The following is a 14655-nucleotide window of genomic DNA, read 5'->3' on the forward strand; positions in this document are numbered from 1 at the left end:
GAACCGGAGTAAGGATCAGTGCAGGATCTGCGACAGGAACAGCTTCGTGCGCTCATGGCGCGGGTGGTCGAAGAACTCGGCCGGCGTGTTCTGCTCGACGATCTGACCCTGATCCATGAAGATCACCCGATTGGCGACTTTGCGCGCAAAGCCCATTTCGTGGGTGACGCAGAGCATGGTCATGCCTTCCTCGGCCAGCCCGACCATCGTCTCCAGCACTTCCTTGATCATTTCCGGATCGAGAGCCGAGGTCGGCTCATCGAACAGCATGATGCGCGGGTTCATGCACAGCGAGCGGGCGATCGCCACGCGCTGTTGCTGCCCGCCGGAAAGCTGGCCGGGATATTTGTTGGCCTGTTCCGGGATCTTGACGCGCTTGAGGAAATGCATGGCGATTTCCTCGGCCTGTTTCCGCGGCATCTTGCGCACCCAGATCGGCGCCAGCGTGCAATTTTCCAGAATGGTCAGATGCGGGAACAGGTTGAAGTGCTGGAACACCATGCCGACCTCGCGACGCACCTCGTCGATCTTCTTCAGATCGTTGGTCAGTTCCTTGCCGTCGACTATGATCTTGCCCTTCTGGTGTTCCTCCAGCCGGTTGATGCAGCGGATCATCGTCGATTTGCCGGAGCCCGACGGGCCGCAGATGACGATCCGCTCGCCGCGCATCACCTTTAGATTGATGTCCTTCAGCACATGGAATTCGCCGTACCATTTGTGCATGGCGATGATGTCGATGGCGACATCGGTGGTGGAAATGTGCATCTTGGCGGCATTGACCTTGATCTCTTCCGCGCTGACGGCGTTTTCTATGGCCATGACAAGGTCCCCTTTTTAGCGTTTGTGGCCGGTGTCGAGACGGCGTTCCGTGTACATTGAATAGCGCGACATGCCGAAGCAGAACAGCCAGAAGATGAACGCCGCGAACACCAGGCCGGATCTGGCCGTCTGTGGCGTCGCCCAATTGGCGTCGGAGAAGTTCTGCTTGACGATGCCGAGGAGGTCGAACATCGAGATGACGATGACCAGGCTGGTGTCCTTGAACATGCCGATGAAGGTGTTGACGATGCCGGGAATGACCAGCTTCAGCGCCTGCGGCATGACGACTAGGCCCATCTTCTGCCAGTAGCTGAGACCGAGCGAATCGGCGCCCTCATACTGGCCTTTGGGGATCGCCTGCAGGCCGCCGCGCACCACTTCGGCCATGTAGGCGGCGGCAAACAGCGACACGCCGATCAGCGCGCGCAGGAACTTGTCGAAGCTGACGCCGGCCGGCAGGAACAGCGGCAGCATCACGCTGGCAAAGAACAGCACCGTAATCAGCGGGATGCCGCGTACCGTCTCGATGAAGATCACGCACAGCAGCTTGACGATCGGCATGTTCGAGCGCCGGCCGAGCGCCAGCACGATGCCGATCGGCAGCGACACGGCAATGCCGACGAAGGACAGGCTGAGCGTCACCAGCAGTCCACCCCAACGCGACGTCTCGACATGCGGCAGGCCGAACATGCCGCCGACCAGCAGAACGAAGGCGGCGACCGGCAGTACAAAAAAGAGAAGAATGGCATTCAGCCCCTTGCGCGGCACGCGCGGAATGAGCAACGGCACCAGCAGTGCCACGAACAGGATGGCCACCACGATCGGCCGCCAACGCTCCTCGATAGGATAGGTGCCGAACATGAACTGGCCGAACTTGGCGTTGACGAATGCCCAGCAAGCACCGGTCCAGCCATCCGGCTGGATGCCGCCTTGCGCCACGGTGGCGCAGACCGAGCGGTCCGGTCCGGTCCACTGGGCGTTGATGAAGGCCCAATTGATGATTTGGGGCAGGATCACAGCGACCAGCGCGATGCCAACGATGGTGAGAATGGTGTCGCCCGTGGTGGCAATCAGGTTCTTGCGGATCCAGGCGGTGAGGCCACGCTCGCTCGACGGCGCCGGTTGGGCCAGCGCCATCTCCGTCCGCACCCAGGACATGTCGTGTTCCTGCATGGCTCTACCTCTCCACCAGCGCCATCCTGGCATTGACGACGTTCATGATCGCCGACGTGATCAGGCTGAGCGCGAGATAGACAGCCATCATGATCACCACGCCTTCAACCGCCTGCCCGGTCTGGTTCAAGACAGTGCCGGCAGTCGCCGTCAGGTCCGGATAGCCGATGGCGATGGCGAGTGAAGAGTTCTTGGTCAAGTTCAGATACTGGCTGGTCAGCGGCGGAATAACGATGCGCATCGCCTGCGGCACGACGACAAGCCTGAGGATCGATCCCGAGCGCAGCCCGAGTGCCGCGGCCGCCTCGGTCTGGCCCGTGCTGACGCCCCTGATGCCAGCGCGCACGATCTCGGCGATGAAGGCGGCCGTATAGCAGGACAACGCCAGATAGAGTGACAGGAACTCTGGTCTGACCTGAAAGCCACCGACCAGGTTGAAAGTCGATTGTTTCGGGAATTCGAAGGTCAGAGGAAAGCCGCTCAGCGCGTAGGCCAGCAGCGGCAGGCCGACGATCAACGCTATGGATGTCCAGAGCACCGGGAACGGCTGACCCGTCGCCATCTGCCGCTGCCGCGCCTTGCGGGCGACGAACCAGGCCATGGCAAGGGCGAGGAGCAGGGCGACCAGGATCAGCCAGGAGCCCTCGCCCCAGACAGCGCGCGGAAAATAGAAGCCGCGCTGGTTGAGAAAGGAGCCGAACGGCAAATTGATGCTCTCGCGCGGCGGCGGCAGCACGGCGAGCACGCCGGAATACCAGAAGAAGATGACCAGCAGCGGCGGGATGTTGCGGAAGACCTCGACATAGACCGTGCAGATCTTCCTGATCAGCCAGTTGCGCGAAAGCCGGCCGATGCCGACGATGAAACCGATGATGGTGGCGGTGATGATGCCGACGACGGCAACGATCACGGTGTTGATAAAGCCAACCAGGATGGCTCGGAAATAGGTCGAATCCGACGAATATGCGATCGCGCTTTCGCTGATGTCGAAGCCGGCGCGGCCCCTGAGGAAGCCAAAGCCGGAAGCGATGTGCAAGCGCGTCAGATTGACGATGACGTTGTGGGTAACCCACCAGACCCCCGCTACCAGCAGCACGAGGACCAGCGCTTGAAAGAATATTCCGCGGATACGAGGATCATTGATGAAGGAACCGCGGCTTGGCTCCTCGCGAAGAACTTCCTGCGATGCCATTCGACAGTCCCCTGGAAAGAGAGACCGGAAGGCAGACGATCTGCCTTCCGGATCCATTTTCGATCAGCGGATCGGCGGAGCGTACTGCAGGCCACCCTTGGTCCACAGCGCGTTGATGCCGCGCGCGATCTTCAGCGGGCTGCCCGAGCCGACATTACGCTCGAACATCTCGCCGTAATTGCCGACGGCCTTGACGATGTTGACGACCCAGTCGTTAGAGACGCCGAGATCGGTGCCGATCTTGGTGTCGGCTTCCTGGCCGAGCACGCGCTTGATCTCTGGACTGTCCGAGTTCTTCATCTCGTCGACATTGGCCTTGGTGATGCCGAGTTCCTCGGCGTCGAGCAACGCGAAATAGGTCCACTTGACGATGTGGTACCATTGGTCGTCGCCCTGGCGTACGGCCGGCCCAAGCGGTTCCTTGGAGATGATCTCGGGCAACACGACGTGGTCGGCCGGCGCACCGAGCGTCAGGCGGATGCCATAGAGGCCCGACTGGTCGGTGGTGTATACGTCGCAGCGGCCGGCGTCATAGGCGGCGTTAACCTCTTCCAGCTTTTCGAAGACGACAGGATTGTACTCCATCTTGTTCGACTTGAAATAGTCGGCAAGGTTGAGCTCGGTCGTGGTGCCGCTCTGCACGCAGACCGCCGCGCCCGAAAGCTGCAGCGCCGAGTTCACGCCCGGTAGCTTCTTGGCGTTGATCATGAAGCCCTGGCCGTCGTAATAAGTCGTGCCGATGAAGTTCAGGCCGAGTGCGGTGTCGCGATTGATGGTCCAGGTGGTATTGCGCGACAGGATGTCGATCTCGCCCGACTGCAGAGCGGTAAACCGCTCCTTGGCGCTGAGCGGCGTAAACTTCACCTTGGTGCCATCGCCGAACACGGCGGCTGCCACAGCGCGACAGAAGTCCGCGTCGATGCCTTGCCACTCACCCTTGTCGTCCGGCGCCGAGAAGCCGGCCAGACCGGTCGAGACGCCGCATTGGATGAAGCCCTTCGCTTTGACATCGTCGAGCGTGGCCGCCGAAGCCGCCGAAGCCGCGAATCCAAACGCGGCGGCGCCCAAAACGCCGATTGCAATGTGTTTCATGACCCACAGACCCTTTTCTGTTTTTTCCAGGCGAACCTGACTTTTTCCCGTGTGAACGCAGCTATGTATCCCGGCCCATTACCGGAATCCCGCATCGTAACCGACGCGCTGCCTCCCATTCACGAACAACATCGAAGGCGATTATTCCTGTGAGGTCAAGGGAAATGACCAAATCCGAAAGACTTTGAAAACCAACTGCCTGAAATGCCTGAAATTGCAGACAAACGCGCTCGCAAATCGGCCAGCGCGCCAATAAAGCCGGCAAAGTCCGACCGTGAGTTGCCAAGCGCACTTGGCAGCCTTCCCGCAGGTCCACGGCTCGTTGCTGAATTGGCATATTCAAGACCTTGGCCTGGCGAGTGCGGTGCGGTTGCGCGGCCAATGCCGCCGCACTATGGCTAACGACCAACCCATGGGACGAAAAGCAATGGCAAAAGACGGCAGCGAGATGGGCATCAATACGCGGCTCGCCCATTCCGGCAACAACCCGCATGACTATTTCGGCTTCGTCAATCCGCCGGTCGTGCATGCCTCGACCGTGCTCTATCCCAATGCCGCGACAATGGCGGCGCGCAGCCAGAAATACACCTACGGCACGCGCGGCACCCCGACCACCGATGCGCTGACCAGCGCCATCGATGCGCTGGAAGGCTCCGCCGGCACGGTCGCGGTGCCGTCCGGCCTGGCGGCCGTGGTGCTGCCGCTGCTCGCCTTCCTGTCGGCCGGCGATCATCTGCTGATCGTCGATTCCGTCTATCATCCGACCCGCAATTTCGCCGACACGATGCTGAAGCGGCTGGGCATCGAGGTCGAATATTACGAGCCCCGCGTCGGCGCCGGCATTGCGGCGCTGCTCAGGCCCAACACCAAGGTGGTACTCACCGAATCGCCGGCCTCCAACACCTTCGAGGTGCAGGACATACCGGCCATCGCCAAGGCAGCACACGCCGCCGGCGCCATCGTCATGATGGACAACACCTGGGCGACGCCGCTCTACTTTCGCCCGCTCGACCATGGCGTCGACATCTCGATCCACGCGGCGACGAAATACCCGGCCGGCCATTCCGACGTGCTGCTCGGCACCGTGTCGGCCAATGCGGACTGCTGGAAGCAGCTTTGCGAGACGTTCAACACGATGGGCTGCTGCGCGGGGCCGGACGACGTCTACCAGGTGCTGCGCGGCCTGCGCACGATGGGTGTGCGGCTGGAGCATCATCAAAAGAGCGCGCTTGCCCTCGCCGGCTGGCTCGAGGGTCAGCCGGGCGTAGCGCAGGTGCTGCATCCCGGGCTGCCCAGTCATCCCGACCACGCCATGTGGAAGCGCGATTTTTGCGGATCGAGCGGCATCTTCTCGATCGTTCTCGCGGGCGGCGGACAGAAGCAGCAGCACGCCTTCCTCGACGCGTTGAAGTTTTTCGGCCTCGGCTATTCCTGGGGCGGCTATGAGAGCCTTGCCGTGCCGGTATTCCTTGGCGACCGCACAATCGCCAAGGGCCCGTATGACGGGCCGCTGGTGCGGTTGCAGATCGGGCTCGAGGATGTCGAGGATTTGAGGGCCGACCTGGCGCGCGGGCTGGCGGCGGCCGCACAGGCCTGAGCCAAGCACCTTTCCAGGCTGAGTCAGGAAATCGGCGTAACAGCTTGGAAAAATTGCGATCCTGAGTGATGTCATGGCGACCGATCAGCCGATGACACGGCGTCTACAAAATAGAGACGCCGGTGTGGTGGAGGCGTTAGAATAGCCTCTGCCGGCGCTTGAAACGGATCGAGGCCGGCCGGCGGATCGGTCGGGAACCTTTTGTCGGCCGATTCATCCAATGTCCGATGAGAAGCCTATCAGGAGATCGGCCATGCCTGCTGCGTTGACGGCAACGCCCGCCGCTTCCGGCGACATGCAGCTTGTCGGCCGCGCGCTGGCACGTGATAGCGATGCATTCCGCACCATCATCAAGACGCACAACCAAAGGCTCTACCGCATCGCCCGAGGCGTCGTGCGTAACGACAGCGAGGCCGAGGACATCGTCCAGGAGGCCTATGTCAGTGCCTTTGCCCATCTCGAGTCCTTTCGCGGCGATGCCTCGCTCGCCACGTGGCTATCGCGTATCGTCATCAACGAAGCGCTCGGCCGTTTGCGCAAAAGGCGGCGAATGGTAGCGATGCCTGAAAGCCCGCAAGCCGAAATCATCCGGTTTCCCCTCAACCCGAGCGACGATCCGGAGCGGACGATGGCGCAACGGCAGATCCTTGAGCTTGTCGAACGGGCAACCGACAGTCTTCCCGATGTCTACCGGATGGTGTTCGTGGCGCGCGTCATCGAGGGATTGAGCATCGAAGAAACCGCCGAACTGCTTGGCGTGCGACCAGAAACCATCAAGACCCGGCTGCACCGCGCCCGCGCGCTGGTGCGCAAGGCGCTGGACGACCAGATCGGCCCGGTGCTGCTCGACGCCTTTCCCTTCGCGGGCCGGCGCTGCGAACGGCTGACCAATGCCGTGATGCGGCGGCTCGGTCTTTCCGGATAGGCCGCGCCGATTTTCGCGGGAACGTTTGGCGGCGACCTGCATCCAATGAGCATCACTGAAACGAAGCCCGATGCAGTTCCGCGTCGGGGCGAAGGAGAGCATCATGTTTATTCGATCGACCATGGCACTGGCCGCATTTTTCCTGCTTAGCGCAGCGCCCTTGTCGCAAGCTGCCGACAAACCGACCGATCCGCAGATCGCACATATCGCCTACACAGCAGGCGTGCTTGACGTCGAGGCGGCCAAGCAGGCGCTGAAGAAATCGAAGAACAAGGAGGTCGTGGATTTCGCCAAGGACATGGTGCGAGATCACGAGGCGGTCAACAAACAGGCTCTCGACCTGGTCAAGAAGCTCAAGGTCACGCCTGAGGACAATCCGACCAGCAAGGCGCTGACCAAGGCGGCGGCCGAGGAACGAGCCAAGCTTGCCAAGCTCAAGGGCGCGGCGTTCGACAAGGCCTATGTCGCCAACGAGGTGGCCTACCACAAGCAGGTCAATGGCGCGCTCGAAACTCTGCTGATCCCGTCGGCCAGCAATGCCGAGCTGAAGAGCCTGCTGGAAACCGGTCTGAAAATATTCCAGGGCCACGAACAGCACGCCGAACACGTCGCCGGCATGCTGAAGTGAGGATCGAGCCAATGGCGTCGGGGCGGCATCTGTGGGTTGCGCTGGCATTGGCCATGGGTGCCCAGCCGGCCAAGGCCGACACCATCGAGGTGACGATCGAGAAGCTTGTGTTTTCGCCGGCAAAGATCGAGGCGAAGGTCGGCGACACGATCAGGTGGGTGAACAAGGACGTGTTCGCCCACACGGCAACCGTCAACGGCGCCTGGGAAGTGATGATCCCGCCGAAGAAGGCGGCGAGCCTGACGGTGAAGAAGGCGGAATCGGTCGATTATTTCTGCCGCTTCCATCCCAACATGAAAGGCCATCTGACGGTGACATCGCCCTGACTGGCTGATGCATGTCGCGCAAAAGCGTGCAGCGGTTTTGCGATAACGACATGCATAAAAAAGAGCCTGAAGCGCGCCGCACGAGGCCGGTCTAGTGCGACGCGCTTTTAGGCTGCCAGCCATGCCGTCCCTACAAGCAGCGTGATCAGCGTCAACGGCAGGCCGACCTTGAAGAAGGCGATGAAGCCCAGCGGTTTGCCGGAGATTCGCGCGTGCTCGGCAACGATCAGATTGGCGACCGAGCCGAGCAGCGTGAAATTGCCGGCCAGCGTCGAGCTCATGGCGACGACCAGCCAGGCCCGCTCGGGGTTTTCCAGTCCGGGCACGAACGGCTTCAGCGCCAGCACGGCCGGGACATTGCTCATGATGTTGGACAGCACCGCGGTGAAGCCGGACAGCCGCCAGACATCATTCAGTCCGAGGTCCTTTGCCGAGGCGACGATGTCGGGCGTCAGCAGCGTCTTCTCCGCCCCGGCGACGACGATGAACAGCCCGGCGAACATGAACAGCAGCGGCCCATCGATCTCGCGATAGATGCGCTCAGGTTTGATGGCGCGGGTCAAAAGAAGAATGGCACCGCCGATCAGCGCTGCCTTGGCGACTGGAACGCCGGCGAAGAAGGCGATCGCCAAACCGACACAGACGACCACCGCCTTCACCACCTGCCCCGGCAGCATGCGGCCGCGGTAGACTTCGGGGCTGAGCTCGGCCTTGCGCGAAAATTCGGCGCGGTAGACGATGCGGATGATGACGATGACGGCGATGAGGCCGAACGCCGCGACCGGCGCCAGCGCCGCAGAGAAGGCCGGATAGGAAATCCCCGACAGCGCGCCGATGACCATGTTCTGCGGGTTGCCGGTGATGGTGGCGACGCTGCCGCAATTCGAGGCGGTGGCGGTGGCGATCAGATAGGGAACCGGGTTGCGGTTGATGACGCGGGTGACATGGACGACGATCGGCGCCATGACCAGGCAGATGGCGTCGTTGACCAGGAATGCGGACAGGAGGCCGGTCAACAGCGTCACCATCACCAGCAGCATGAACGGCGCATGCGCATGCTCGATGGCGAACCCGCCGAGCGCGCGAAAGGCGCCCGACACTTTAAGATGCGCCACGACGATCATCATGCCGAGCAGAAGCGTGATGGTGTCGAAGCTGATGGCGCGGTAGGCGTCCTCCATGTCGAGCGCGCCGATGGCGATCATCGCCGCACCGCCGAGCAGCGCGATCCCTGCCCGGTCGAGGCGCAGCCCGGGTATCCTGCCGATGGCGACGCCGGCATAGGTCAGGACCAGGATCAGCAGTGCCGCCGCGCCCATCGCTGTCATGTGTTGGAAATCCTGTGCGACTGGCGAGTGAACCTGTCCGGAATGGACCCTGAAAATATTGGCGATCCCGACAGGATTCGAACCTGTGACCATCGGCTTAGAAGGCCGGTGCTCTATCCAGCTGAGCTACGGGACCGCTGGCCGGCCGCATGACCGGCGGATTGTGCCGGCAGGGCCGGCATAGGATCAATGCGTCCAGGGCGTCCTGCGGTCATAGCGGAAATTCTCCGCATAGGAAATCTGGCGGCGCTTGATTTCCTTCGGCTCCTCGACCCGAAAAGCCAGCCCTTCCTTCTCGGCATAGGCGACCGCCTCTTCTCTTGTGTCGAAGGTCAGCCTGATCTGGCTGCGCATGTCGCCGGACGTGGTGTAGCCCATCAGCGGATCGATCTTCTTGCGCTGCTCCGGATCGAATTCCAGCACCCAATAGCCGGTCTTGGCCTTGCCGGACTGCATCGCGGTTTTGGCTGGGCTGAAAATGCGGGCTGACATGACCACCTCATTGCTTGTTGCAAGCACACGACCCCGAGACCAGATTACTGTTCTCTGGCCATGCACTAGCCCGTCATTACTGCGCAATGCCGCCGGCAGCAAGGCCGATGGCTTTTTACGCTTGCTTTGGCGGGCTGAAATCACTAGGCAACAGACCGTTCGGAGTGTAGCGCAGCCTGGTAGCGCATCTGGTTTGGGACCAGAGGGTCGGGAGTTCGAATCTCTCCACTCCGACCATTCATCAAGCGAATCTCGTCGGCAGGGCAAGCGGATCACGCTCGAGTGTGTCTGCCGTCGCCGGTCATGTTTAAGCGACGGACGGACAGCATGAGCCCGCGCTGCCCGTCCGACATGCAAGCCGTCAGCCCTGGATGAAGGCCAGCAGATCCGGATTGATGATCTCCGGGTGGGTGGTGCACATGCCGTGCGGCAGGCCCTTGTAGACCTTGAGCGTGCCGCGCTTCACCAGCTTGGCCGCAAGCAGCGCGGAGTCGGCGATAGGCACGATCTGGTCGTCGTCGCCGTGCATGATCAGGACGGGCACGTCGATCTGCTTGAGGTCGTCGGTGAAGTCGGTCTCGGAAAAGGCCTTGATGCAGTCGTAATGGGCCTTGGCCCCACCCATCATGCCTTGGCGCCACCAATTATCGATAGCGCCTGGCGAGACCTTGGCGCCGTCGCGGTTGAAACCGTAAAACGGGCCGGCCGGCACATCCCTGTAGAACTGGGCGCGGTTAGCGGCCAGAGCAGCGCGAAAGCCGTCGAAGACTTCGATCGGCAAGCCGCCGGGGTTGCTGTCGGTCTTGACCATGATCGGCGGCACGGCGCCGATCAGCACCGCCTTGGCAACACGGCCGCCGCCGCCATAAAGCGCGACGTAACGCGCTACCTCGCCGCCACCGGTCGAGTGGCCGATGTGGATCGCATCCCTGAGATCGAGATGCACCGCCAGCGCCGCAACATCGGCGGCGTAGGTGTCCATCTCATTGCCAGTCGCGGTCTGCGACGAGCGGCCGTGGCCGCGGCGGTCATGTGCGACGACGCGGTAGCCCTTATCGAGGAAGAACAGCATCTGGTTGTCCCAGTCGTCGCCGCTGAGCGGCCAGCCGTGATGGAACACGATCGGCTGGCCCTTGCCCCAATCCTTGTAGAAAATCTCGGTGCCGTCATGGGTGGTGAATGTGCTCATCGTCCTACTCCTTGATGGAAAAGTTGGGGGGTAACAGGGAAGCTTTTAGCCCCTTCAGCTGGACAAATTATAACAGTGCGGCCAAGGTGAGCATTGGCAAAACGGACATTCAACGTGGCAAAACTGACAAATGACGGCTACGCGTGATCTGATCGAAATCGGCCTTGTCTTGTATCCCGGCGTGCAGGAAGCGGCCGTGCTCGGCCTTACCGATCTTTTCATGCTGGCAAACCGGCTGGCTGTCGAGCGGTCGCCGGACGCGGCGAGGCTTCGCGTCAGTCATTGGCAATTGGAGGACGCGGGCCACACCGTAGTCCGCACCTTCGACAGCGACCCCGGCGCCGACAATGAACCAACCATGGTTATCCTCCCGCCAACCTTGGGAGATCCGATCGCTCGGGAAGCAGCCGCGGCCTATGCCGGCTGGCTCAGGGACCGTCATGCGGCAGGCGCGACCCTCGGCTCGGTCTGCGCCGGCGCCTTCGTGCTTGCCGAGACCGGCCTGTTGTCCGGTCGCGCCGCGACAACGCACTGGGCCTATCGCGACGCGCTGGCGCTACGCTTTCCCGACATCCTGCTCGACGCCGACAGGCTGGTCATTGACGATGGCGACGTCATCACCGCAGGCGGCTACATGGCCTGGACCGACCTCGGCCTGAAGCTGGTGGACCGGGTGCTCGGGTCAGCCGTGATGATGGACACGGCGCGTTTCATGCTGGTCGATCCGCCGGGCCGCGAGCAACGTTTTTACAGCCCGTTCGCGCCGCGATTGACCCATGACGACGAAGCGATCCTCAAGGTGCAGCATTGGCTGCAGGCGAACGGCGCGCGCGACGTGACGCTCGGCGCCATGGCCGCGCATGCGGGGCTGGAGGAGCGGACCTTTCTCCGACGCTTCCGCAACGCCACCGGCCTCAGGCCGACCGAATATTGCCAGCACCTGCGCGTCGGCAAGGCGCGCGAGATGCTGGAAACCACGATGCGATCGATCGACCAGATCGCCTGGGAGGTCGGCTATGACGATCCCGGCTCGTTCCGCAAGGTATTCGCCAGGATAACCGGCCTGGTGCCCGGCGACTATCGCAAGCGCTTTGGCACGGAACGAGCGGTAATTGCAGGCGGAGAGAGCTGAGGCCAGCCGCGCAATGACGCAATCGATTCGATGCTGCCAAAGGCAAGCTCGCCGGGCGAGAACCCCAACCACCCATCTCCCGGCGAGCCTACTACCTGATTTGATACGCAATCAGGACCGGGATTAGCCGGCAAGCTCTTTGCTGCAAGACAGATGCCAGCTTTTGTTCCCGAAATGGGACAGTGGCGGCACTGGAATCGTCAAATCTCGAACTCGCCCTGCCCTTCGTCCATGGCGCTGACGGTCTCGGCGGCGAGCGCGCGGGTGATCGGCGTCTTGCGCTCGAGCGCGGTGCGGTCGAGCCGTTCGACCACCCGCATGGCAGTGGCCAGCGAGCGCTCGATGCGGCGCACCAGATATTGCACGACATGCGGCTCGACCTCGACCTGGCGGTCGGCGAACAGCTTTGTGATGACGCCGGCCAGCAGAAGATCGTCGGGTTCGTGGATCTCGACGGTCGCCGCCGCCTTCAGCCGCGACGCCAGGTCGGGCAGCCTGACGCCCCAGGCGGACGGGAAGCGCCGCGCCGTCAACAGCAAGCTCGAGCCGGCGCCGCGCACCGCGTTGATCAGGTGGAAGAGGCCGTGCTCATCGATCGGGCCGGCATCGACATCGTCGATCAGGGCCGGATGCGCGCCGAGATTTTCGATGCAGTCGCCGATGCGGCCGGCCTCCACTTTCACCGCGTCGGCGCGGGTCCGCCAGATCGAGGCCAGATGGGTTTTCCCCGAGCCGGCCGGCCCGGCCAGCACAACGACCGGCGACGGCCAGTCCGGCCAGCGGTCGACAAGCGCCGCCGCCTGGCTGTTGGTGCTGGAGACGACGAGCTCGTCGCGCGAATAGCCGGTGCCGTGGCCTAGATCGAGCGGCAATTGACGCGGCGGATCGATCTTGTCCGGCATCTGGCTCAACCGCGCGCGCCCCCGCGGCGGCGCACCTGCAGCGGCGGCACCGGCTCGTCGGCGTGGCCCTTGTAGAGCGGCGATTCGAGATAGCGGGCGATGGCGAAGCGCACCAGAACGGCAACGGCGGCGGAAGCCGGAACGGCGATCAGCAGGCCGACGAAGCCGAACAGCGCGCCGAAGGCAAACAGCGCAAACATCAGCCATACCGGATGCAGGCCAACGCTTTTGCCGACCAGCCTTGGCTGCAGGATGTTGCCCTCGATGAACTGGCCGACGAAGAACACACCGGCCACCGCTGCGATCATGGTCCAGTCCGGCCAGAACTGGACGAAGGCGACGCCGACGGCCAGCACCAGGCCGGTCAGCGAGCCGACATAGGGGATGAAGGAGATCAGTCCGGCGAACAGACCGATGAGGATGCCGAAATTCAGGCCCGTCAGTGTCAGGCCGGTGGCATACATGGCGCCCAGCACCAGGCACAGCGTGCCCTGGCCGCGCACGAAGCCGGCGGTCGCCGTGTTGATGTCCCTGGCGATCGTCCTGACGGTCTTGACATAGTCGCGCGGCACCCAGCTGTCGACGATTGTCACCATGCGATCCCAGTCGAGCAGCATGTAGAAGGCGACGACCGGCGTCACGACGAACAGGCTGACCACCGAGACCAGCGCCACGCCGGAGCTCCAGATCGAGGTGAACACGGTGGTCAGGAGGCCGAAGCCGGAGGTCAGCAGCGAGTTCAGGCCTTCGCGCAGGCCGTTGGCGTCGACGCCGAATTTCTCTTCCAGCCATTTCGGGTCGAAGCTGGTGATCAGGCCCTGCAGCCGGGTCAGATAGTCCGGCAGCTTGCTGGCGAAATCAGCCATCTGCGAGGCGAGCACCGGAACCAGGATGACGAAGGCCAGTACCAGGACGACGATAAAGGCGATGAGGATGACCACCGTCGCCATCAGCCTGGACAGGCCAAGCCGCTCCAGCCGGTCGGCGACAGGGTCGAGGAAATAGGCGAGCACCATGCCGGCGACGAACGGCAGAAGGATGCCGCTGAAGACATAGAGGAAGACGGCGAGGATGATGGCGCTGACCAGCCAGAAGCGGATCTGGCGGCGAAACGACGCCGATGCCGCAGCTTCCGCTGCCGCAGCCTCAGCTTCAGCGTCGATGGACCGTTCGTCAGGTGCCGGGTGTGGAGCCTTCGCCATAGCCGCTCATATGCCTCAGCCAAGCCACGAGATAGGCCGCGGCCGAAGCCACGGTCAAGACCCCGGACAGCAATATGAGGGCCGGCCTCAGCGGATCGAGACGGATGTCGAAGGCGAGTTCGCCCAACACCACTGCCGCCAGCACGATCTGGATCGCGGTGTTGGCCTTCGACACCAGGAGCGGCTTCATCTCGACCGGATGCGCCATGACGGTGGATAAAAGCACGGCGCAGACGATCAGTGCGTCGCGCGACACCATGGTAACGACCAGCCACAGCGGCAGTTCGCCGCTGAAGCCCAGGACCACGAAAACCGAGACCAGCAGCAGCTTGTCGGCCATCGGATCGAGATAGGCGCCGAGCCTGGAAAACTGATTGAAATGGCGGGCGATGAAGCCGTCGACGCCGTCGGAAATGCCGGCAATGAGGAAGCCCGCAAAGGCCCAGTCCCAGCGGTCCTGCAGCATGGCCAGCACCACCGCCGGCACCAGCACGAAGCGCATGATCGTGATCATGTTGGGGATGGTCAAACGCATATCCCGTCGCTCTTGTTTGCCGATACATGATGGAGATGGAGGGTTACGGCAAGTGAGAAGCGACACAGAAGCTGCCAATCTCCCCACGAGGGCGCCAGCAATGAAATAGGTCAAGACAGATGT

Annotated in this window: 15 protein-coding genes and 2 tRNA genes; 6 read left to right on the forward strand and 11 right to left on the reverse strand. The window is 62.6% G+C overall.

Features of this window, described 5'->3' with window-relative positions:
• Positions 1-15: 15 nt before the first annotated feature.
• From NKH67_RS27925 to NKH67_RS27940, 4 genes are all read right to left on the reverse strand, one after another.
• Positions 16-765: an amino acid ABC transporter ATP-binding protein gene (locus NKH67_RS27925; RefSeq protein ID WP_031212005.1), complete on the reverse strand. Its 750-nt coding sequence runs from the start codon at positions 763-765 to the stop codon at positions 16-18.
• A gap of 69 nt (positions 766-834) precedes the next feature.
• A complete protein-coding gene (locus tag NKH67_RS27930) occupies positions 835-1992 on the reverse strand; it encodes an amino acid ABC transporter permease (protein ID WP_352820255.1) in 1158 nt (385 codons plus the stop codon).
• Positions 1993-1996: 4 nt separating this feature from the next.
• A complete protein-coding gene (locus tag NKH67_RS27935; RefSeq protein WP_352501892.1) occupies positions 1997-3184 on the reverse strand; it encodes an amino acid ABC transporter permease in 1188 nt (395 codons plus the stop codon).
• Between the two features lie 63 nt (positions 3185-3247).
• Positions 3248-4276, reverse strand: a complete 1029-nt coding sequence (locus NKH67_RS27940) for an amino acid ABC transporter substrate-binding protein (protein ID WP_254820740.1) — start codon at positions 4274-4276, stop codon at positions 3248-3250.
• 427 nt (positions 4277-4703) lie between these two features.
• On the opposite strand from NKH67_RS27940, the gene NKH67_RS27945 reads away from it, so the two are divergent.
• From NKH67_RS27945 to NKH67_RS27960, 4 genes are all read left to right on the forward strand, one after another.
• Positions 4704-5873 (forward strand): cystathionine beta-lyase, encoded by a 1170-nt coding sequence (locus NKH67_RS27945; protein WP_352501891.1) that lies wholly within the window; start codon positions 4704-4706, stop codon positions 5871-5873.
• Between the two features lie 253 nt (positions 5874-6126).
• The gene (locus NKH67_RS27950; protein WP_352501890.1) at positions 6127-6798 is read left to right on the forward strand and encodes an RNA polymerase sigma factor; all 672 of its coding nucleotides are present in this window, start codon (positions 6127-6129) and stop codon (positions 6796-6798) included.
• A gap of 103 nt (positions 6799-6901) precedes the next feature.
• Complete coding sequence (locus NKH67_RS27955) at positions 6902-7426, forward strand: DUF4142 domain-containing protein (protein ID WP_352501889.1); 525 nt, start codon at positions 6902-6904, stop codon at positions 7424-7426.
• A gap of 11 nt (positions 7427-7437) precedes the next feature.
• Positions 7438-7752: a cupredoxin domain-containing protein gene (locus tag NKH67_RS27960; protein ID WP_352501888.1), complete on the forward strand. Its 315-nt coding sequence runs from the start codon at positions 7438-7440 to the stop codon at positions 7750-7752.
• A gap of 107 nt (positions 7753-7859) precedes the next feature.
• Here the strand turns inward: NKH67_RS27960 and NKH67_RS27965 are convergent, their stop codons facing one another.
• From NKH67_RS27965 to NKH67_RS27975, 3 genes are all read right to left on the reverse strand, one after another.
• Positions 7860-9080 carry an anion transporter gene (locus NKH67_RS27965; RefSeq protein WP_352501887.1) on the reverse strand — a complete coding sequence of 407 codons (1221 nt, stop codon included), beginning with the start codon at positions 9078-9080 and terminating at the stop codon, positions 7860-7862.
• 59 nt (positions 9081-9139) lie between these two features.
• A tRNA-Arg gene (locus NKH67_RS27970) sits at positions 9140-9216 on the reverse strand.
• Positions 9217-9266: 50 nt separating this feature from the next.
• The gene (locus NKH67_RS27975) at positions 9267-9572 is read right to left on the reverse strand and encodes an ETC complex I subunit (RefSeq protein WP_023677641.1); all 306 of its coding nucleotides are present in this window, start codon (positions 9570-9572) and stop codon (positions 9267-9269) included.
• A gap of 160 nt (positions 9573-9732) precedes the next feature.
• Here NKH67_RS27975 and NKH67_RS27980 point away from each other — a divergent pair.
• Positions 9733-9809 (forward strand) — tRNA-Pro (locus NKH67_RS27980).
• Positions 9810-9933: 124 nt separating this feature from the next.
• Here NKH67_RS27980 and NKH67_RS27985 read toward each other — a convergent pair.
• A complete protein-coding gene (locus NKH67_RS27985) occupies positions 9934-10761 on the reverse strand; it encodes an alpha/beta fold hydrolase (protein WP_352501886.1) in 828 nt (275 codons plus the stop codon).
• 130 nt (positions 10762-10891) lie between these two features.
• On the opposite strand from NKH67_RS27985, the gene NKH67_RS27990 reads away from it, so the two are divergent.
• The gene (locus tag NKH67_RS27990; protein WP_352501885.1) at positions 10892-11893 is read left to right on the forward strand and encodes a GlxA family transcriptional regulator; all 1002 of its coding nucleotides are present in this window, start codon (positions 10892-10894) and stop codon (positions 11891-11893) included.
• Positions 11894-12093: 200 nt separating this feature from the next.
• On the opposite strand, the gene hdaA is transcribed toward NKH67_RS27990, so the two are convergent.
• The 3 genes from hdaA to NKH67_RS28005 are packed head-to-tail and all read right to left on the reverse strand — an operon-like array spanning position 12094 to position 14526.
• A complete protein-coding gene (gene hdaA / locus NKH67_RS27995) occupies positions 12094-12795 on the reverse strand; it encodes a DnaA regulatory inactivator HdaA (RefSeq protein ID WP_352472673.1) in 702 nt (233 codons plus the stop codon).
• Between the two features lie 5 nt (positions 12796-12800).
• A complete protein-coding gene (locus NKH67_RS28000; protein ID WP_352501884.1) occupies positions 12801-13997 on the reverse strand; it encodes an AI-2E family transporter in 1197 nt (398 codons plus the stop codon).
• Positions 13969-14526, reverse strand: coding sequence for a CDP-alcohol phosphatidyltransferase family protein (locus NKH67_RS28005; protein WP_352469229.1), 558 nt, complete (start codon positions 14524-14526; stop codon positions 13969-13971). The genes NKH67_RS28000 and NKH67_RS28005 overlap by 29 nt, the downstream gene beginning before the upstream one ends.
• Between the last annotated feature and the right edge of the window lie 129 nt (positions 14527-14655).

The organism is Mesorhizobium sp. M0968 (assembly GCF_040319065.1).
Taxonomy (GTDB): Bacteria; Pseudomonadota; Alphaproteobacteria; order Rhizobiales; family Rhizobiaceae; genus Mesorhizobium.